General features: G+C 55.3%; 14 protein-coding genes and 1 tRNA gene. 8 read left to right on the top strand and 7 right to left on the bottom strand.

All coding sequences use genetic code 11. The features are described 5' to 3' along the window. Nucleotides 1-104 precede the first annotated feature (104 nt). Nucleotides 105-428 (bottom strand): GNAT family N-acetyltransferase, encoded by a 324-nt coding sequence (locus tag IQ22_RS23560; protein ID WP_425298852.1) that lies wholly within the window; start codon nt 426-428, stop codon nt 105-107. Between the two features lie 11 nt (nt 429-439). Beyond that, nucleotides 440-589 carry a hypothetical protein gene (locus IQ22_RS23555; RefSeq protein ID WP_244309045.1) on the bottom strand — a complete coding sequence of 50 codons (150 nt, stop codon included), beginning with the start codon at nt 587-589 and terminating at the stop codon, nt 440-442. Nucleotides 590-701: 112 nt separating this feature from the next. On the opposite strand from IQ22_RS23555, the gene IQ22_RS23335 reads away from it, so the two are divergent. Then, nucleotides 702-869, top strand: a complete 168-nt coding sequence (locus IQ22_RS23335) for a hypothetical protein (protein ID WP_167654165.1) — start codon at nt 702-704, stop codon at nt 867-869. Between the two features lie 212 nt (nt 870-1081). Here IQ22_RS23335 and IQ22_RS09090 read toward each other — a convergent pair whose 3' ends face one another. From IQ22_RS09090 to IQ22_RS09080, 3 genes are all read right to left on the bottom strand, one after another. Further along, nucleotides 1082-3127 carry a M13 family metallopeptidase gene (locus IQ22_RS09090; protein ID WP_145140906.1) on the bottom strand — a complete coding sequence of 682 codons (2046 nt, stop codon included), beginning with the start codon at nt 3125-3127 and terminating at the stop codon, nt 1082-1084. A 135-nt stretch (nt 3128-3262) separates the two neighbouring features. Then, nucleotides 3263-5164, bottom strand: a complete 1902-nt coding sequence (locus tag IQ22_RS09085; protein WP_145140904.1) for a pyruvate kinase — start codon at nt 5162-5164, stop codon at nt 3263-3265. Between the two features lie 331 nt (nt 5165-5495). Then, entirely contained in the window at nt 5496-7205 is a 1710-nt protein-coding gene (locus IQ22_RS09080) for a peptidoglycan D,D-transpeptidase FtsI family protein (RefSeq protein WP_145140902.1), read from the bottom strand. A gap of 365 nt (nt 7206-7570) precedes the next feature. Between IQ22_RS09080 and IQ22_RS09075 the strand changes: the two genes are divergently transcribed. The 4 genes from IQ22_RS09075 to IQ22_RS09060 all read left to right on the top strand — a co-directional run bounded on the left by IQ22_RS09075 (nt 7571) and on the right by IQ22_RS09060 (nt 11424). Then, the gene (locus IQ22_RS09075) at nt 7571-8074 is read left to right on the top strand and encodes a hypothetical protein (protein ID WP_244309044.1); all 504 of its coding nucleotides are present in this window, start codon (nt 7571-7573) and stop codon (nt 8072-8074) included. A 226-nt stretch (nt 8075-8300) separates the two neighbouring features. Then, a complete protein-coding gene (mltA, locus tag IQ22_RS09070) occupies nt 8301-9419 on the top strand; it encodes a murein transglycosylase A (RefSeq protein ID WP_145141182.1) in 1119 nt (372 codons plus the stop codon). A 485-nt stretch (nt 9420-9904) separates the two neighbouring features. Beyond that, a complete protein-coding gene (locus IQ22_RS09065; RefSeq protein WP_145140900.1) occupies nt 9905-11029 on the top strand; it encodes an alkene reductase in 1125 nt (374 codons plus the stop codon). A gap of 89 nt (nt 11030-11118) precedes the next feature. After that, nucleotides 11119-11424 carry an ArsR/SmtB family transcription factor gene (locus IQ22_RS09060; protein ID WP_145140898.1) on the top strand — a complete coding sequence of 102 codons (306 nt, stop codon included), beginning with the start codon at nt 11119-11121 and terminating at the stop codon, nt 11422-11424. 404 nt (nt 11425-11828) lie between these two features. Here the strand turns inward: IQ22_RS09060 and IQ22_RS09055 are convergent. Next, nucleotides 11829-11905 (bottom strand) — tRNA-Arg (locus IQ22_RS09055). Nucleotides 11906-12055: 150 nt separating this feature from the next. After that, on the bottom strand, nt 12056-13201 hold the full coding sequence (locus IQ22_RS09050) for a dienelactone hydrolase family protein (protein ID WP_145140896.1): 1146 nt from the start codon (nt 13199-13201) through the stop codon (nt 12056-12058). Between the two features lie 570 nt (nt 13202-13771). Between IQ22_RS09050 and gabD the strand changes: the two genes are divergently transcribed. From gabD to desA, 3 genes are all read left to right on the top strand, one after another. Beyond that, nucleotides 13772-15220, top strand: a complete 1449-nt coding sequence (gene gabD, locus IQ22_RS09045; protein WP_145140894.1) for an NADP-dependent succinate-semialdehyde dehydrogenase — start codon at nt 13772-13774, stop codon at nt 15218-15220. A gap of 245 nt (nt 15221-15465) precedes the next feature. Further along, nucleotides 15466-16746: a 4-aminobutyrate--2-oxoglutarate transaminase gene (gene gabT / locus IQ22_RS09040; RefSeq protein WP_145140892.1), complete on the top strand. Its 1281-nt coding sequence runs from the start codon at nt 15466-15468 to the stop codon at nt 16744-16746. Between the two features lie 597 nt (nt 16747-17343). Next, on the top strand, nt 17344-18534 hold the full coding sequence (desA, locus tag IQ22_RS09035) for a delta-9 fatty acid desaturase DesA (protein WP_145140890.1): 1191 nt from the start codon (nt 17344-17346) through the stop codon (nt 18532-18534). Nucleotides 18535-18633: the final 99 nt, after the last annotated feature.

Here is an 18633-nt window from a genome sequence, read left to right as displayed (position 1 = left end):
TGTCGTTGCTGGCGACATACACTGTTTTCAAATGCTGCCCCGACGACAAAAACACTGAGAAGGGGTTGAAAGGGCCACGCGATACCTGTCTGCTGGAAGAGCCTTCACAGCAACAAGGTCAACCGACGTTCCAAGCCAACCCGACCAGGATAGTATTTGCCGTTGTCTTGCCAGCCTTGTTTCAGGTACAGCTGCATGGCAGCCTGATTGTGCGCGTCGACCGCCAGCATGATTCGTTTGAGTTCGGGCCATACCTGTCGAACCGATTGAGGCAGTAGGTGCAGACATAGCCTGCCCAGGCCTTGGCCTTGCATCTGCCGGTCGATCTGCAAGGCATGTACAGTACAGGCGTCAGGCAGGGCCCATGCAGGTGCAAGGATAGAGCGTTTGAGCAACAGAAATCCTACCGGTTTGTCATTACGTAGCAGCGTCAGGCCCTTTATGGCGTTGTCAGGCCCGTCCGTGACGGCCGCCAGGGCTGCTTGAATCGTCCCGGAAACTCGATTTGCTCAGGCGCAACGCTCAACGTAGCTACCTGCTGCTGTTGGAGTTTGTTCAATACCGTGTAGTCAGTCAGCAATAGAGTCATGAGCTCTGTTAGTGTGCTATTTGATAATGATTATTATTAGTTAATTTGATTGGTCGTTGGTAAGGGGGTGTTCTAAACTAAAAACAGGCTTAAGAGCGTAGCGGAGGTCCTTATGCCTGTTGTTCAGATAATGGCTGTTGTCGGAAGCGCCGTTCCTTCGGTACTTCGCGATCAGGGTTTTCTTGTCTGCTGGTTTCTGGTCCACAATGGCGAGCGCATCAGCGGGCCGTTCACCTCCCGCCAGGATGCTCAGGCCCAGATGCAGCGGTGTTTAGTCTAGCGTCTTTTAGCGTCCTGGATCTTCGTATGAATTACATGCCATAAAGCAGGATCATTGAAATCGGCGATAGCAGGAGCTGCGGCAGCAGCTAGCAGCTCGGCTGCCGATAGGGTCGATATGATGCCGACCGTAAAAGTGCCTGCGCCTTTAACCGCAGTCAGACCAGGGGTCGAGTCTTCAAAGGCCAAGGCCCACCAAGCGGATGGGAATGATCACCAGATTTTGATTCGTTTTGCAGGTGCCAGATACATTCCATCTCCCGGCTTCACGTTAAAGGCGTCATAAAACGGCGCGATATTACGGAGCACACCATTGGTACGATACTGGCTAGGGGAGTGCGGGTCCGTTTTCAACCGATTGAGAAGGTTCTGGTCGGTGTACTTGCGTCGCCACACCTGTGCCCAGCCCATGAAAAAGCGCTGGTCGGCCGTCAGCCCGTCAATGACCGGAGCAGGTTTGCCATCCAAGGCGAGCCGATAGGCCCGGGAGGCCATGGTTACGCCGCCCAGATCGGCAATGTTTTCGCCCAGCGTGAAGCGGCCGTCAATCAGGTGACCTGGCAAGGGCTCATAAGTTGAGTACTGCTCGGCCAGCGCTGCGGTACGGCGTTCGAATTGAAGGCGATCAGCCTGGCTCCACCAGTTACGCAGATTACCGTCACCATCAAATTGGGAACCCTGATCGTCGAAACCATGGCTGATCTCATGGCCGATCACTGCGCCTATTCCTCCATAGTTCACGGCATCTTCTGCTGCCATGTCAAAGAACGGCGGTTGCAGGATCGCTGCCGGAAAGACGATTTCGTTACGCTGTGGGTTGTAATAGGCATTAACGGTCTGCGGCGTCATTTTCCATTCGTCCGGATCAATCAGCTTACCTAGTTTGGCCAGATCACGTGCGTACTCGAACGCTGTGGCGTGCTGGATATTGCCGATGAGGTCGTCTGGCGTGATTTGCAGAGCTGAATAATCACGCCAGCGATCCGGGTAGCCGATCTTGTAGGAGAATTTTGCCAGCTTGGCTTTGGCCGCCTGGCGCGTAGGTGCGCTCATCCAGTCCAGCTCGTCTATGGCTTGCCCGTAGGCCGAGATCAGGTTTTGTACCAATACCTCCAGGCGAGCCTTGTTTTCCGGCGGAAAGTGCTGCTCGACATACGCCTTGCCCAGCACCTCGCCCAGTATGCTGTTTACCAGGGAGACGCCGCGCTTCCAGCGCTCGGGCGGCTGTTCGACCCCGTTCAGACTGTGTTCGAAAAAGGCGAAATCCTCATCGGCGTAGGGTTTAGGCAGCACCGAGGCATAGGCATGCAGGACATGCCAGGTAAGGTAGCTTTTCCAAAGGGGCAGGGGTGTGTCGGCCAGGAGTTGCCCGAGGCCTTTCACGTAGCTGGGCTGCTCGATGACAACCTGGTCGAGTTGGCTAAAGCCCGCTTGTTGAAGGTACACCGGCCAGTCAAAGGCTGGGCTTAACGTATCCAACTGACGTGTGGCGTAGGGGTTGTATGTTGCATTGGGATCCCGGTTTTTTACCCGGTCCCAGTGCAGACGGGCGAGCCGCGTTTCGACGGTTACGATGTCCTGAGCTTGTTGGGCCGCCTGCGGTGCGCCCATCAGCGTCAGCATGCGCTGGACATGGGTAGCGAAGCGAGACCGTATGGCTTTGAAGGGCTGCTCGTCCAGCAGGTAATAGTCCCGGTCGGGCAGGCTCAACCCGCTTTGAGTGAGAAAACCGGTATAACGCTGGGCATCTTTAGGGTCCTGGCTGACCATAGCGGCTAGCGGAACGTCGACGCCGATCTGTTGCAGGTAGGCCATGGTCCGCACAAGCTCGCCTTGATTATCAATAGCGTCAATGCGGGAAAAGGCTTCCCGAAGCGGGGTAAGCCCTTTGCGCTCAATATCGGCCTCGTCCATAAAGGAGGCGTACAGATCGCCGATCTTTCGCTTTTCACTACCAGCAGGCGTCTCCGTCCTGGCTGCCGCCTCGATGATGGCGTGTAACTGCTGTTCGGTCGTATCGGCAATCTGGGAGAACGCGCCATAGTCGGTCTTGTCAGGTGGAATAGGGGTAGTTGCCAGCCAATGGCCGTTGATAGCGTGATAAAAATCGTCTTGAGGGCGTACGCGAGGATCGAAGTGCTGCTTCTGGATGCCTGATTGCAAGGCTGGCTGGGAAGATAAAGGGGCATCAACAAGCCCCCACTGGCCGCAGGCACTTAAGGCGAGGGCGCACACTGCCCCTGCAAGAACAACTCTCATGAATGCTCCATTCCAATAATGACGCCGGGTCAGGCTTGACTCACCTGTACCGCTGAAGCCCTTTGGAGTCGCCTGGGTCCGGTAGATTCCCGCGGATCGGCGTCTCCTGCATGTAAGCGGAGCCGGGACGAAGCATTACTTCGTATCCGGCTCGGGGCAGTGATCAGCCAGCATTGGCTGTTGCGCCACGTGTAACTTCTTGAGCAGGTCACGTTTCTTACTGTGGTGGGCTTGCATACGCCTGAGCAAATCACCCAAGGTGTTCACCGCTTTCAGGATGTGCGGCCCCTTGTTGAGCATGACGCATTCAGCACGCACGCCCATTGCGGCATCGGTAATCTCGGCCCGAGAAGGTGCTCCTTTTTTAGCCAGCGTTTCCAGTACCTGTGTTGCCCAGATAACCGGCACATGGGCGGCTTCGCACAGACAGAGAATTTCTTCCTGAAGCTCGGCCAGCCGCTCAAAGCCGCTCTCTACCGCGAGGTCACCCCGTGCAATCATCACTCCGAAGCGCGGGAGACGCATACCCGCGAACAGAAGGGCGGGAAGATTCTCGAAGCCCCGGCGTGTCTCGATCTTGAGCACGACGCCCAGGTGGGAGGCGTTGAGCCGTTCGAGGTGATGCAGCAGTGACTTCACATCCTCAGCCGTATTGACAAAGGACATTTCAACAACGTCGGCATGCTGCGCGGCAAAGGCCAGCGCTTCGAGATCCTGAGGCGTCAGGGCGTCGAGCTGGAGATTGCTTTGGGGGAAGTTGATGCCTTTGTCGCTCCGCAGCTTAGCCCCGCCGGGTGCATGAGTGATTCGGACCCGCAGCGTGCCGCTGTCCAGCGCGTCGATGACGCCACCGATTTTGCCGTCATCGAACCAGATCGGCTCACCGGCCCGAACATCGTTGAACACTTCGGGCAGGGTACAGCCGATGGTGGCCGGTGTGAGCAAGCGCCCGTTGCGATCATAGGTTGCAGGCCGCCCCTTTTGGCTATCCTGCATGAGGATCAAGGTATCGCCTTCGTTCAGCACAAGGGCTTGCTCGCGCGGCGGGAAGTCAGCGATTTTCGCCTCGCCACGGCCCTTGCGGTTCTCTACATGCAGGACCAGGCCGGGAGTGATATACGCCGTCTTGTAGAGTTCGGCCCAGCAGCCACTCCGGGTCGTATCAACAATTTCCAGTTGCCGCTGCGAGTCGCGGGCGTCAATGAAACCCAGGGTGTCGCCAATTTCGAGCCGTGCCAGCCATTCCTGAGGTACCTGCAGATCAGCATCAGCTTCCGAGGGTGGAGTTGCAGGCGCCTCCTTTGCGCTCAACCAGACGCGAGCCGGCTGCGTGACACGGCCAAGCATATCCCGAGTAGGCTTTACCTTGACCACGGCTGGCCCAGGCTCGATCTGGCCGGTGCGTAGTTTGGGGCCTGCTAGATCCATCATTACCCGGCATTGTTGTTCCAGGGCCTTTTCGGCGCGGCGCACGTGCTCGATCATCTTGAGCCATGTCTCCGGGCCATCGTGGGCGCAGTTGATTCGCATGCTGTCCATACCGGCTGCCAGCAGGTCATGGACCAGCGAATAGTCGTTGGCTGCCTCGCTGGGCATCGTAACCATGATGCGTACGCCACGCTCGACGGGAGGTGCTCCAAACAAGGCTTTGGCATGGGCCTGGAGCAGTTGCTCACCGCGCATCATGTCCAGTGACTCGGTGGGAACGGAATCCTCTTCGCCCCCCGCCAGCCGCTGAAGCACGGCGACCACTGTATTTAACGCCGACAGTGTGTAGGCCTCTGAGCGGCCCAGGGAGGAAAGCCCTAACCGGGCCAGGCGCATTTGCAGGGAGCGCACATCATGGCGCCGCAAGGCAAGATAGGCCAACAGGTTACGTGCACTCTCGGTATAGCTTTCATGAATATGTTCCGCCTCGATGGGCGACTGGCAGGCAGCAGCCAGCATGGTATCGCGTAAGGTGCGCGCGTCATCCAGCGTAGTTTCGAGTTCTGCTGCGGCGCGTGCAGGAGGGGAGGAGGGTTTCTGGGCAACCACAATATCCTACCTCTTGGTATCGAGTTCAACAGGAACAGACCTTGCCGGGCAGATCAGCATAATTGCATGACATAACGATGTACCGGCGAGGCTTTTCAGCAGCGAGTCGCCGGGATGAAGGCCAATAGCCTACCCGGCAAGCGTGTCTAGCCTGTTTGGAAACAATGGCCCGCTTACCGTTCAAGAGGGTTTTGTTGCTTGAGTTTACAAGCCGATGAATGGGCAAAGTAAACGAGGCGATGCAACAAGTAAGGGATTATTGCATTGGCTTGGGCCTGGAGCAGGCAAATAAAACCCCGCCGGAGCGGGGTTCAGAGAGAAGAGACGTCAATCAGGTATGCGCCTTATCTTCTTTCGTCTCTTCCTGGACAGTTTGCGTTGGCTTCAAGTTGTCTGGCGGAATAGCCAGAGAACGCAGCGCGCCCGCCATGATCTCACTGAAAACCGGCGCTGAAACCAGGCCGCCGTAATAACCAACCTTGGTAGGCGAGTCCATCATTACTGCCAGCACCAGTTGCGGATCACTGGCTGGCGCCATCCCGACAAACATCGAGCGATAAGTATTTTCCTTGTAACCGCCACCGCCAGAGCGACGGGCTGTTCCACTCTTGCCTGCTACCTGATAACCCGGCACACGTGCCCGGGCTACACCGCTCGGGTCCTCCACCACCTGCTTCAACATCATGCGGACGCGGTGGGCTATCTGAGGATCCATGGCCTGAACCTGCGGCTGAATATTGTCACGCAGCAGCGACAGCGGCGCGAGCATGCCGTCGTTGGCGAAAATCGTATAGGCCTGCGCCAGTTCGGCTGTATTGACCGCCAGGCTATAGCCATAGGACATACTGGCCGTCGCGATCTTCGACCATTTCACATGATTAGGTAAGGAGCCCGCATTCTCGCCCGGGAAGCCCAGCGACAGCGGCGAGCCGAATCCCGCCCGCGCCAGTTGTTCAACAATGGGCCGTGGGCCAATCTCCAGCGCCACCTTGCTCATGCCGATATTCGAGGAGTTGATCAACACCTCGGTCATGGTCAAGACGTTGCGCTTGGCTACGTCGCGGATGGTATGTCCATCGATCACAAACCAGCCGGGCGCTACGCTCACCTGGGTATTTTCATTGAACTTGCCCGAGGCCAGGGCGGCAGACATGCTGAACGGCTTGATCACCGAGCCAGGCTCGAACACGTCGGTTAGCGCCCGATTGCGCATGAACGACGGATTAATCGTGGCCCGGTTGTTTGGGTTGTATGACGGGAAGTTCGCCATAGCAAGAATTTGGCCGGTCTTTGGATTGACCAGTACGGCCGACCCGGATAAAGCACCAAACTTTTCCACAGCTTTCTGCAAGGCATGGTATGCCAGGAACTGGAGGCGCAGATCAATACTTAAGGCAATGTCCTGGCTCGGCTTGGGTTGCTTCACGACCCGTACGTTTTCCACAATCGAGCCGCGTGGATTGATCAAAACCTCACGTACGCCGTTCCGGCCGCTGAGCCAATCGTTGTAGCCCAGCTCTATGCCCTCCTGACCTTCACCGTCAACATTCACCAGCCCGATCAGTTGGGCCGTCAGGTCCGAACTGGGGTAGTAGCGTTTGTATTCCTTGGTCTGATGAATGCCCTTGATCCCGAGCGCCATGATGTCTTCACCCTCGATGGGTGAAAGGCCACGAGCCAGATAGAGGAAACCTTTTTTCGGATGCGAGCGGATATAGGTGTCCAGCTCGGCGACCGGACGCCCCAGGGCCTTTGCCAGATCTGGAATCCGTGCCAGATCCTCCGGCCGCATCTCCTTGGGATTGCACCAGATCGTCGAGACTTCGGTCGATACCGCCAGCGGCGAGCCGTTGCGGTCCGTGATCAACCCGCGCGTCACCGGGATGGACATATGACGAACCGTACGCCGGTCGCCTTGTTCGTTCAGAAATTCACTGTCGTACAGCTTGAGATAGAACAGACGCGTTACGACAGCAAGGGTAAGGGCTGCGAGAACCAACAGCACGACGGAAAAGCGGTAACGGTTCGAATATCCATTCATAGGTAGAGAGCAACATAGCAATGAAAGGCTTGCAAGATAAAAGCAAGCTGGAGGCTGAGCCTGGGATGGTACCGCAAGCACGCCTTTAACGGGTCGTTAAGGGACAAAGGTAAAGGTTCGGCTTCCATTCCAAGGTTACTGCTGCAGTATTTGATTTCTTTTGGGTTTGTCTACTGCTTGACCTTTTGGGACGTTCTTTTCCAGGTAAAGCGTTACCGTTAATCCCAGTAATGTGTCCATTAGGATACATTACTGCCAATTATGATGTATGCGTCACAAATTATTACTTAGGATGCGCCGCCTAGAGCCGCGCAAGACGGTTCACGCCAATGAAGGCAGAGCAGTACTAAACTCAAGGAGTAAATGTGAACATTTTCCGCAAAACCCTCGGTCTCGCTGTTACTTTGACGGCGGTCCTGACGTCCGGCTGCGCCAGTATTGTTGGAGATAGCAAATACCCTGTTGCGGTATCGACCACTCCCTCGGGTGCCAGCTACACCATCAAGAATCATGCAGGGCAGGTTGTCCATAGCGGTACCACGCCAAACACAGTTGTCCTGAAGTCAGGCCGTGGTTACTTCAAAGGCGAGACCTATACCGTTACCTTCCATAAGGATGGCTATGCGGATACCACAACAACCCTGAATTCGAGCCTGAGCGGCTGGTACTGGGGCAATATTCTGTTTGGTGGCCTGATTGGAATGCTTATTGTTGATCCGCTGACTGGGGCCATGTACAAGCTTCCCGACGATACCAACAGCAACCTGGGTAGCCCTGTTGCCGCTCAAGGTGCTGGTCCCGATCTGACTTTGATGTCGATCGATGAGCTTCCTGAAAGCGCACGAGCCAAGCTGGTTCGGATTAATTGAAAAAAAGCCTGCCTTGAGCAGGCTTTTTTATTAGGCGTTTCGGCAAGACAGCAGATCATTGTTGTAAGTGTTCTTCTGCGCGTTAGGTCAAGCTGGCCAGACTGTCACACCACATTTCAGAGGCACCTGTCACATTTGACGGCACGGCATGATTTAACCAAGCTAGTCGGCCGCCCACTGCATACAAGAATTTAACGTGACTGCCTACCGCTTCTGGCGCCCGCTCATGCTGTGCGCTGCCCCGTTTATCACGCTACTGGCCGGTTGTAATGGCGGTGGCTCCTCGACCGAACCGCCTAAGCCGGCTACGTACGTCAGCGTCAACTGGAAAGACTTGCCTGCCTCTAGCGACCATGACCTCATCGCTGGTTTCAAGGCGTGGCGTTCGGCCTGTACGCGGCTAGCCAAGGACCCTATCTGGAGCGGCCCGTGTGGCGCCGCTGGTCAGGTGCCTGAGACGGCAGGTGCGATCAATAGTTTTCTTCAGACCTATCTCCAGGTGTATAGCTTGCGCTCGGCAAACAACGACCAGCACGGCCTGATCACAGGGTACTACGAGCCGATTTACCGGGGCAGCCTGGAGCGCACCGGGCCTTACACCGTGCCGGTTTATGGCGTGCCGAGCGATCTGATAGTGGTGTCGCTGGAAAGCGTTTACCCCGAGCTTAAAGGTAAACGCCTGCGCGGGCGTCTGGAGGGCAATGTGCTCAAGCCCTATGACAACGCGGCCACTATTACCAAGCAGGGGGTAAACGCACCTGTCCTGGCCTGGCTGTCTGATCCTATGGATTTGCAATTCCTGCAGATCCAGGGCTCCGGCCGCATTCAGCTGGACAGCGGGCGACAGCTGCGCATTGGTTATGCCGATCAGAACGGCCACCCCTATAGACCAGTAGGGCGCTGGCTGGTCGAGCAGGGCGAGCTGAAAAAGGAAGAGGTGAGCATGAGGCGTATCCGCGAATGGGCCCAGGCGCATCCGGAGCGTGTTCCAGACCTGCTAGCCAGCAATCCCAGCTATGTATTTTTTAGCCAGCGGCCTGATAGCAATGAAGCGCCGCGCGGTTCGCTCAATGTTCCCCTGACGCCCGGTTATAGCGTTGCGATAGATCGTAAGGTTATTCCGCTGGGAAGCCTGGTCTGGCTGTCTACAACCAGACCGGACGGCAGCCCGGTGATTCGTCCAGTCGCGGCCCAGGATACAGGCGGTGCCATTACCGGCGAGGTGCGTGCCGATCTGTTCTGGGGTACTGGCGATGAGGCCGGCGCCTTGGCAGGCAACATGAAGCAGGACGGTAAACTCTGGCTGTTGTGGCCTAAAGGCGTGCCGCTGCCTTCGGCTGAGTGAACACGTTCTTGAATGTTAATAAGGCCCGGTTCTGCCGGGCCTTATCATGGTGTACCCATAAACATGGGTGATGCAGGTAAAGCTAGTCCTTTTGCTGATAACAGCAGACCTATTCCATTCCTGCCGCGCCTCTAACAAGCCCGATGAGTCGCACTGTTGAGGGTCCACAGACGCAATCTACGACTTCAAGAAAAAGCTTAGATCATTGGTAGTTTTCAAGGGAATGGCCAATAGGAGGAGATACTTTCCAGCCTAGGCCCGGCTCCCTATTAAGGGCCTACCAGAAGACCTTGATAGTCGTTTGGCTGCTCATAATGGGAATATCTATATATTGCTATTTATAGATATGATGGTCAGCATCGCTAATCTATAATGGCCACTACACGCCTCGGCAACCTCAAGACAGTAGCAGATCATTGATCCGGCTTTGTGTCGAGATGGTCTTGGTTTTATATCTATAAATCGAGATATTTAGATTTAAAATTATGAATCATAAAGCACTTTTTATACCGACTTCGCTTGGCCCCTTTTCCTTGCGCAACCGTATCGTACTGCCTCCGCTGACGCGTTCCCGTAGCTCACAGCCAGGGAATGTTCCAAATGCGCTAATGGCGACCTATTACCAGCAGAGAACTGGTGCTGGCTTCATGGTGACGGAAGGAACCCAGATTGAGCCCCGAGGCCAAGGGTATGCCTGGACGCCCGGCATCCATACACCGGAGCAGGTTGAAGGTTGGAAGGCCGTCACCCAGGCGGTACATGCTGAAGGTGGTGTGATCTTCGCACAGCTGTGGCATGTCGGCCGTGTATCCCACACATCGTTACAACCGGACGGGGGCGATCCCGTCGCACCATCCGCCATTCCGGCAACCAACGTTAAAGTCTTCATAGAGACCGGGCCCGGCGAAGGAATGTTGGCTGATCCATCGACCCCAAGGGCGCTTTCTAACGCTGAGGTCAAAGCCTTGGTAGAGATTTATGTCCGAGCGGCGCGCAATGCGCTCGAAGCGGGTTTCGACGGTGTCGAGATTCACTGCGCCAACGGCTATCTGGTCAACCAATTTATATCAGCACACACTAATGTCCGAGCGGATGAGTACGGTGGTTCTCTACACAATCGGCTGCGTTTCTTGCAAGAGGTGACTCAAGCTGTCGCCGATGCCATTGGTCCCGAGCGGTTGGGTATTCGTTTCGCGCCTTTATTCGCCAGCACAGATGAAGAACGTGTGTATCTTGGACTTGTGGAGGAAGATCCTCATGAGACCTATATCGAAGCGGTTAAAATTCTAGAGGCGATTGGTGTGGCCTATCTATCCTTGGCGGAAGCCGACTGGGATAGGGCGCCTGAGCTGCCTGATAGCTTTAGAAAGGCCGTTCGTGCAACGTTCAGCGGCAAGATTATTTACGCAGGTAAATACACTCCGGAACGAGCCGCAGAGGCGATTGAAGCAGGTTGGGCGGACTTGATCGCGTTTGGTCGGGCATTCATTGCCAACCCTGATCTGCCGGCGCGTATAGCCCAGGGCTGGCCGATGAACGCACTTGATCCGAGCAGCATGTATGGTGGCACCGAGAGGGGGTACATTGACTACCCGGTCTACCCACGCTGAGTTACCGCTGCGTGCACGTTATCGCCGTGCACGCAGCGACTCGGGAAGAAGTATCGTAATATCACGAAAACCCATTACCCGCCGCAAATATGAGCATAGACCTCAGTGAAGCGCTGAAAGCGTTGGACAACCCAACCCGCTTGGCCATTCTTACCCTGCTAAAGGATCCAAAAAAGAACTTCCCGGAACAGGAGGGCAACCCAGAGCAACTCGGTGTCTGCGTTAGTATCATTCAAGAGCGAGTCGGTTTGTCTCAATCGACCGTCTCGAACTATCTGGCGGCCTTACAGCGTGCGCAGCTAGTAACCTCGCAGCGCATCGGGCCGTGGACCTATTACAAAAGAAACGAGAGCAAGATTGCCTTGCTGCTTGAGGCTCTTAACAAGGCTATTTAACTGATAGTAGATGTAGCTAGCCTCTATTGGTCACTAAGTCATATGCATCATCGGTGTTACCTTCTTCGCATTGGGAGCCTTAAGCGCTCCCCAGTGCTGCACCTATAGCTAATGTCGAGGCGTTTACCAAGATTTCTGAGCATCTGGTTTTGCACGTAAACAAAGGTCGCTACCGTCTAGCGTCTGATATTTCTTGGTTTCAGACCTAAGGCCAGCCACGGTTGTATCGTTGAGTAAGCGGGCTTGACCTAAATTCTTTCGCTTTCCTTGCATCCGTAGATTTCGAGTTTTCCAGGATACAAAAGAGTGAGTACGAAGGGATGCAATGAGAGACATCCAGAAACAAGAAAGCCCGCACAGGGCGGGCTTCTTGGAGTGTTTCGCTGCATGTGGAAACAGGTATCTGGCGCATCCGGCGGGATTCGAACCCACGACCCCTGCCTTCGGAGGGCAGTACTCTATCCAGCTGAGCTACGGATGCGTTGTGGGGCGACATGATACTCATCTTGAGGCGAGACGTCCATGCTGGAGATACATGTTCATCATTTCGAACAAAATCAGCAGGTTGCTCCTAGGGAAACGCCAGGCAGGGGGGCTGCCTGGAAATGTCCGTTACCTTTAGGCGCTTTGTTCAGCGTGGTTTCAGCCAGGTATCAAACCACGTGAAAGCAGCGTCCTGCTGCTCCTGTACGAAGACGTGGCCCAGCTCCGGCCAGAGGCGTGTTGTGAGATTGAGCTCCGCTTTCTGGGAGCGCCAGACGCTATGCACTTTTTTGTAGGCGTCTTCCACGGATTCGCGTGGGAAAAGAGTGTCCTGGCCGCCGTTGAAGAGCAACAAAGGGCGTGGCGCGGCAATGCTGGCTATGTCGGGAATGTCCAGGCGCGCCGGCAGGCCGGGATGCAACATATAGAATGATGACTGGCCGCGTAGCACGTTATTGCCCGGCGTCATCAGGCCATGGTACGTGCCAAACCAGGAGATAGCTGCCGTGGCTGCTACCTTGTCGGAAAGCGCCGCAAGTTGCCACGCCCGAAACGCACCCATGGAAAAGCCCACTACGCCGATCCGGTGACGATCCACCTGAGGCAGGGTAGCGAGGAAATCGATCTGGCGGATGTCTTCATAGGCCATGGTGCCGGCCAGCGAGCGGCCAAGGTTGAAGAAGTTACTCGCCAGGGCCTGTTGTTGTTCATAGGTAATAGGCCCACGTTCACCCCAGCCCAGGGCATCCACTGCCAGCACCACATAACCACGCTTGGCCAGCTCGTCTCCAGGGAAGCGCCCGGAAAAGTATTTATCCGCCCATTGCTGGGCAGAGGCCAGGACTGTTTGATCGCCCCACGGCTTGATCATTTTTTCCTTACCGATATCGAAACGAGCACCATGGTCATGCAACATTAGAACAGCTGGGTGCGGCCCTGGCGTATCGGGTGTCAGAAGAAACGCCGCCACGCGGCTTTCATCGGTCAGGTTGAAACTAATCTTTTCGGCGCGATACCCGGACCGCTGCTGACGGCCAATTACCTCGGCGTTGAAGGCGCGCTTGGAGTCTGGGGTAAGCAGCGAATCACGAACCACCTGCCGGGCGTGATCACGCCATTTAGTGAAATGCTTGAAATGACCGGATAACCAGCTATCGGGATAGGTCATCTGCTGTTTCAGGAGTAGATAGTTGCCGGGTAGGGCGTCCGGCGTCAGGGCGGTGCTGGTTTGAGCAATAGCAACGTTAGATCCCAGCAGGCTATATAGCGCAAGTGGTAGTAACAGTTTCAACATGGTTATTCCCTTATTGTTTTTATCGGTCCAGGCAGTATAGACAGGCCTTACCGGTGCGCTAGGAAGCCGCCAGCCTGTCCTGACGGCAATGCTATGGGGTTATTACAGAAGGGGTACTGATGCAGGCGTTGTTTTTATCGAACAATCTATTGCGGATTTTCAGAGAGAAACCTAGCATACGTTTGAAATTCTGAACGCCATGCTTTCGAAAAACATGCTTGCCAACGGTTAAGTCAATGTCGCAACGCATGCGTTTCCTCAGAGGCCTGCTTCGAGGAAACAGAGCTACCGAGCATAGACGTACAAGCGTGTTCCTCAGGATTCCTAGGGCTCTGGACGTGTTTTCCTGCACAAGCGATTCGCTCACATGCTAGTGATCAAGCCTGTAAAGGTGGAATTGGCTTTTGAGGGGAGCGTTTAGGCATGGCGTTGTGTAAAAGTATGCGGTGCGGTTGGTTCGTAGTAGATGAATGTGAACGGAAAGCCATTGTGTCTTTCCCATTTCAGAACTGGGCAAGCGGGGTAGGCGAGGTAGCCCCGTAGCCTTCGATAGTCCTCGAGGAGAGCGTCATGGAATTGAAAGAAACTTCATTGTTCCGGCAGCAGGCGTATATCGATGGAGCCTGGGTGGACGCTGATAATGGGCAGACCATCAAGGTTGATAACCCTGCCACGGGCGAGACCCTGGGCACCGTACCCAAGATGGGCCGCGCCGAGACCAAGCGCGCTATCGAGGCTGCTGACCGTGCGCTGCCGGCTTGGCGCGCCCTGACAGCCAAGGAGCGTTCGCAAAAGCTACGTCGCTGGTATGAACTGATGATCGAGCATCAGGACGATCTGGGTCGCCTGATGACGCTGGAGCAGGGCAAGCCGCTGGCTGAAGCCAAGGGTGAGATTGTCTATGCCGCCTCCTTTATTGAGTGGTTCGCTGAAGAGGCCAAGCGGGTTTATGGCGATACCATCCCAGGCCATCAGGCTGACAAGCGCCTGATCGTAATCAAGCAGCCCATTGGTGTAACCGCAGCGATTACACCCTGGAATTTCCCGGCCGCGATGATCACTCGTAAAGCCGGCCCGGCCCTGGCCGCAGGTTGCACCATGATTATCAAGCCGGCCAGCCAGACGCCATTTTCTGCGTTGGCCCTGGTAGAACTGGCCGAGCGTGCGGGTATCCCGAAAGGCGTATTGAGCGTTGTAACTGGTAGCGCGGCGGAAATCGGTGCCGAGCTGACCGAAAGCCCAATCGTGCGTAAGTTGTCCTTTACTGGCTCCACCGAAATCGGTGCCAAGCTGATGGAACAGTGTGCACCTACGATCAAGAAGGTTAGTCTGGAATTAGGCGGCAACGCGCCGTTTATTGTCTTTGACGATGCTGACCTGGACGCTGCCGTGCAGGGTGCCATGGCGTCGAAATACCGCAATGCCGGCCAGACCTGCGTATGTGTAAACCGTATTTACGTGCAGGACGGCGTATACGATGCCTTTGCCGAGAAATTCAAGGCAGCGGTCGAAAAGCTGAAGGTGGGTAACGGTCTGGAAGAAGGCGTTTCGATCGGCCCGCTGATCGACGACAAGGCATCTACCAAAGTGAAGGAACACATAGAAGATGCCGTGTCCCAGGGCGCTCAGGTGATTACCGGCGGCAAGGCGCATGAGTTAGGCGGCAGTTATTTCGAGCCAACCATCCTGATCAATGTACCTGCCTCGGCTAAAGTCTCCAAAGAGGAAACCTTTGGTCCGCTGGCGCCGCTGTTCCGCTTCAAGACTGAAGAAGAAGCCATCCAGCGCGCGAACGATACTGAGTTCGGCCTGGCTTCCTATTTCTATGCCCGTGATATGTCCCGCGTGTTCCGCGTGGCAGAGGCGCTGGAGTATGGCATGGTGGGTATCAACACTGGCCTGATCTCTAACGAAGTGGCGCCGTTCGGCGGTATCAAGTCGTCCGGTCTGGGCCGTGAAGGATCGAAGTACGGCATCGAGGATTACCTGGAAATCAAGTACCTCTGCCTCAGCGTTTAAAGCGGCTGCGCGTGGTAGTACAGCGTTGGCCGTGTGCGTAAATGGCTTATTGGCGTTAGCCAACTGTGCTTTTCCGTACACGGCTGCCTTGCCTGCCAGCGCTCGCGACGTTTTATGAAGATGTAACGCAACACCTTTTGGCGGGTAGCTGGCGCTGTTGGCAGTCGATCATCGTATGCTGCCCTGCGACCGGTACCTGCTTTCATCCTGTATCCGGCTGACGATGAGCAGCCAATGAGGACACCATGAGTGATACCAACGCTTCCCTAATGCACCGCCGCAACGTCGCTGTAGCCCGTGGCGTGGGCCAGACTCACCCAATCTTCGTCGACCGTGCCGAGAACGCTAAGGTTTGGGACGTCGAAGGAAACGAATACCTTGATTTCGCAGGCGGAATCGCCGTACTGAATACCGGCCACCTGCATCCTAAAGTTGTGGCGGCTGTGCAAGAGCAGCTTAAGAAGGTATCCCACACCTGCTTCCAGGTGCTGGCCTATGAGCCTTATGTGGAAGTGTGCGAAAAGCTCAACCAGCTTGTGCCGGGTAACTTCCCCAAGAAGACTGCGCTGTTCAATTCCGGCTCCGAGGCGGTGGAAAACGCCATCAAAATCGCCCGCGCCGCTACTCAGCGCGCCGGCGTAATTGCCTTCTCCAGTGCCTACCACGGCCGTACCATGATGACCCTGTCGCTTACCGGCAAAGTAGCGCCTTACTCCGCTGGGATGGGCTTGATGCCGGGCGGCGTGTTCCGTGCCCTGTATCCCTGTGAGCTGCATGGCATTACCGTGGACGATGCCATTGCCAGCGTAGAGCGCATCTTCAAGAACGACGCGCAGCCGGGCGACATCGCCGCGATCATCCTCGAACCCGTACAGGGTGAGGGTGGTTTCTATGCCGCGCCAAAGGACTTTATGATTCGCCTGCGCAAGCTGTGCGACGAGCACGGCATTCTGCTGATCGCAGACGAAGTACAGTCCGGCGCAGGCCGTACCGGCACCTTCTTTGCGATGGAGCAAATGGGTGTGGATGCCGATCTGGTTACCTTTGCCAAGTCTATCGCTGGTGGTTTCCCGCTGTCCGGCGTGACCGGCCGTGCAAATGTTATCGACTCGGTTGGCCCTGGCGGTCTGGGCGGCACTTATGCCGGTAACCCACTGGCCTGTGCGGCAGCGCTGGCGGTGATTGAGGCATTCGAGGAAGAAAAGTTACTGGATCGCTCCAAGGCGGTCGGTGAGCAATTGACCGCTGGTCTCAAGGCTATCGCTGCCAAGCACAGGTCAATTGTTGATGTGCGTGGCCTGGGAGCCATGATCGCGGTTGAACTGGCTGAAGATGGCGATGTACACAAGCCGAACGGCGCGCTGGCCAGCCAGATCGTAGTACGTGCTCGTGAAAAGAACCTGATCATGCTGAGCTGCGGTACTTACGGTAACGTGCTGCGCATTCTGGTTCCGCTGACCGTTAGCGATGAAGATCTGCAGCGCGGTCTTGCGATTATCGCCGAGTGTTTCGACGAGCTGGCGTAACCCGGCAAGTTGGAAAAGAAAAAGCGCCACGCTACTGCGTGGCGCTTTTTTATTTGGTGACGGGGTAGCGCTCACCCATCGTTAATGTTAGAACGCGCCGACTTGCGCTACCTTTGGCTTGAAGTACAACGCATCCCTCCGCAGCCCGACAGGGCTGTCATGATTCTTCATCTCTTCCGTCTCAATCAGAAATAAAATGTCTTGATTATCGATCTGCCCTCTTTTCTTGAGCCTGATCGGAGCATAGGCCGTTATATACGGTGACTTTCATGGCACAGAAACGCACTTTGCATGAGGCATTTGCAATTTCATTGGTCAGTTGGAATGCCGTTCATCGGGGATAGAGGAGAATCATTCATGAAAAAGGTTCTGATCATCACAGTGTTTTAATAACGTGAACACATGATGTGATAGACGGTTTATTGAATAAGGCGTTGTTTTTACTTTGGTTTATTTCATGGCGTTATAGGAGTAGCGCTTTTGACACTATTGGTAGCAAAAGCAAGAGTGGACTTCCTGACATACTCAGCAATAATGAGAGAACGGTTGTTCACTGATTTTTCGTTTCCTTCCCCTTTTTGAGGTCACGCCAGCACTATGTGGTATAACGGCTTGCTTGATTTATCCGTGTGGCAGTTGATCGTAATAGCCTTGGCCCTGACGCACGTCACCATTGTTAGCGTTACGGTTTACCTACATCGGTATTCGGCGCATCGCTCTCTGGATCTGCACCCTGCGCTCAAACACTTCTTTCGCTTCTGGCTGTGGCTGACCACCGCCATGAATACCCGTGAATGGACGGCTGTTCATCGGAAGCACCATGCTAAGTGCGAAACCGAGGACGACCCTCATAGCCCTGTGTTCAAGGGGTTAAGTACCGTTATGCGCAAAGGGGCCGAACTGTATAAGGAAGAGGCCGAAAACGAAGAAACGCTGCGTATTTACGGTAAGAACTGCCCGGATGACTGGGTTGAGCGCAACGTGTATTCCCGGTTCCGCAATGGCGGCATCATGCTGATGCTGCTGATCGATCTGGCCTTGTTTGGCGTCCTCGGTTTGACGATCTGGGCTGTTCAAATGGCCTGGATTCCGTTCTGGGCGGCTGGTGTAGTCAATGGGCTTGGTCACGCTGTTGGTTACCGCAATTTTGAATGCCGTGATGCCGCGACCAACCTGGTCCCTTGGGGCATCATTATTGGTGGTGAAGAGCTGCACAACAATCACCACACCTATCCGAACTCGGCCAAGTTGTCGGTCAAGAAGTGGGAGTTCGACATGGGCTGGGCCTGGATTCGGCTGTTTAGTCTGCTTAAGCTGGCCAAGGTAAACCGCGTAGCGCCTATCGCTCACCGCGTGGAAGGCAAGGGAATGCTGGACATGGATACCGCCATGGCAATTTTGAACAACCGTTTCCAGATCATGGCGCAGTACCGTAAGCAGGTTATCGCACCGCTGGTTGAGCAGGAGTTGAACTCGGCTGATGCGTCCAAGCGTCCCTTGCTTCGTCGAGCCAAAGTGCTGCTGTCCCGCGAGACTAGTCTCTTGAAAGAGAAACAACAGGCCACGGTCCAGTTGTTGCTTGAGCAGAGTCAATCGTTGAAGCTGATTTATGAAAAGCGTTTGGCGCTACAGCACATCTGGGCAAAGACCAGCGCCAATGGCCATGAGATGCTTGCTGCCATGAAAGAGTGGATTAATGAGGCAGAAGCCAGCGGGGTTCAGTCCCTTAAGGAGTTCGCCGAACACCTTAAAACATACTCATTGCGACCGGCTTCAGTCGCTTCTTGAGAAGTGCCTTGCAAAAGCCCGCCGAATGGCGGGTTTTTGTTTCTAAAGGGGAACCGGAAATCATTCCAGTGATCTGATGATACTGGACTTTTATAACGG

It is taken from the genome of Pseudomonas duriflava, from assembly GCF_007830155.1.
In the GTDB taxonomy this organism is placed as follows: domain Bacteria; phylum Pseudomonadota; class Gammaproteobacteria; order Pseudomonadales; family Pseudomonadaceae; genus Chryseomonas; species Chryseomonas duriflava.
This window is presented reverse-complemented; position numbering and strand designations above follow the sequence as displayed.

Excerpts from the sequence above, each read along its gene's own strand:
- IQ22_RS23555 (WP_244309045.1), bottom strand. The coding sequence starts at position 589 with ATGACTCTATTGCTGACTGACTACACGGTATTGAACAAACTCCAACAG.
- IQ22_RS23335 (WP_167654165.1), top strand. The coding sequence starts at position 702 with ATGCCTGTTGTTCAGATAATGGCTGTTGTCGGAAGCGCCGTTCCTTCG.
- IQ22_RS09090 (WP_145140906.1), bottom strand. The coding sequence starts at position 3,127 with ATGAGAGTTGTTCTTGCAGGGGCAGTGTGCGCCCTCGCCTTAAGTGCC.
- IQ22_RS09080 (WP_145140902.1), bottom strand. The coding sequence starts at position 7,205 with ATGAATGGATATTCGAACCGTTACCGCTTTTCCGTCGTGCTGTTGGTT.
- mltA (WP_145141182.1), top strand. The coding sequence starts at position 8,301 with ATGCTGTGCGCTGCCCCGTTTATCACGCTACTGGCCGGTTGTAATGGC.
- IQ22_RS09065 (WP_145140900.1), top strand. The coding sequence starts at position 9,905 with ATGAATCATAAAGCACTTTTTATACCGACTTCGCTTGGCCCCTTTTCC.
- IQ22_RS09060 (WP_145140898.1), top strand. The coding sequence starts at position 11,119 with ATGAGCATAGACCTCAGTGAAGCGCTGAAAGCGTTGGACAACCCAACC.
- IQ22_RS09050 (WP_145140896.1), bottom strand. The coding sequence starts at position 13,201 with ATGTTGAAACTGTTACTACCACTTGCGCTATATAGCCTGCTGGGATCT.
- gabD (WP_145140894.1), top strand. The coding sequence starts at position 13,772 with ATGGAATTGAAAGAAACTTCATTGTTCCGGCAGCAGGCGTATATCGAT.
- gabT (WP_145140892.1), top strand. The coding sequence starts at position 15,466 with ATGAGTGATACCAACGCTTCCCTAATGCACCGCCGCAACGTCGCTGTA.
- desA (WP_145140890.1), top strand. The coding sequence starts at position 17,344 with ATGTGGTATAACGGCTTGCTTGATTTATCCGTGTGGCAGTTGATCGTA.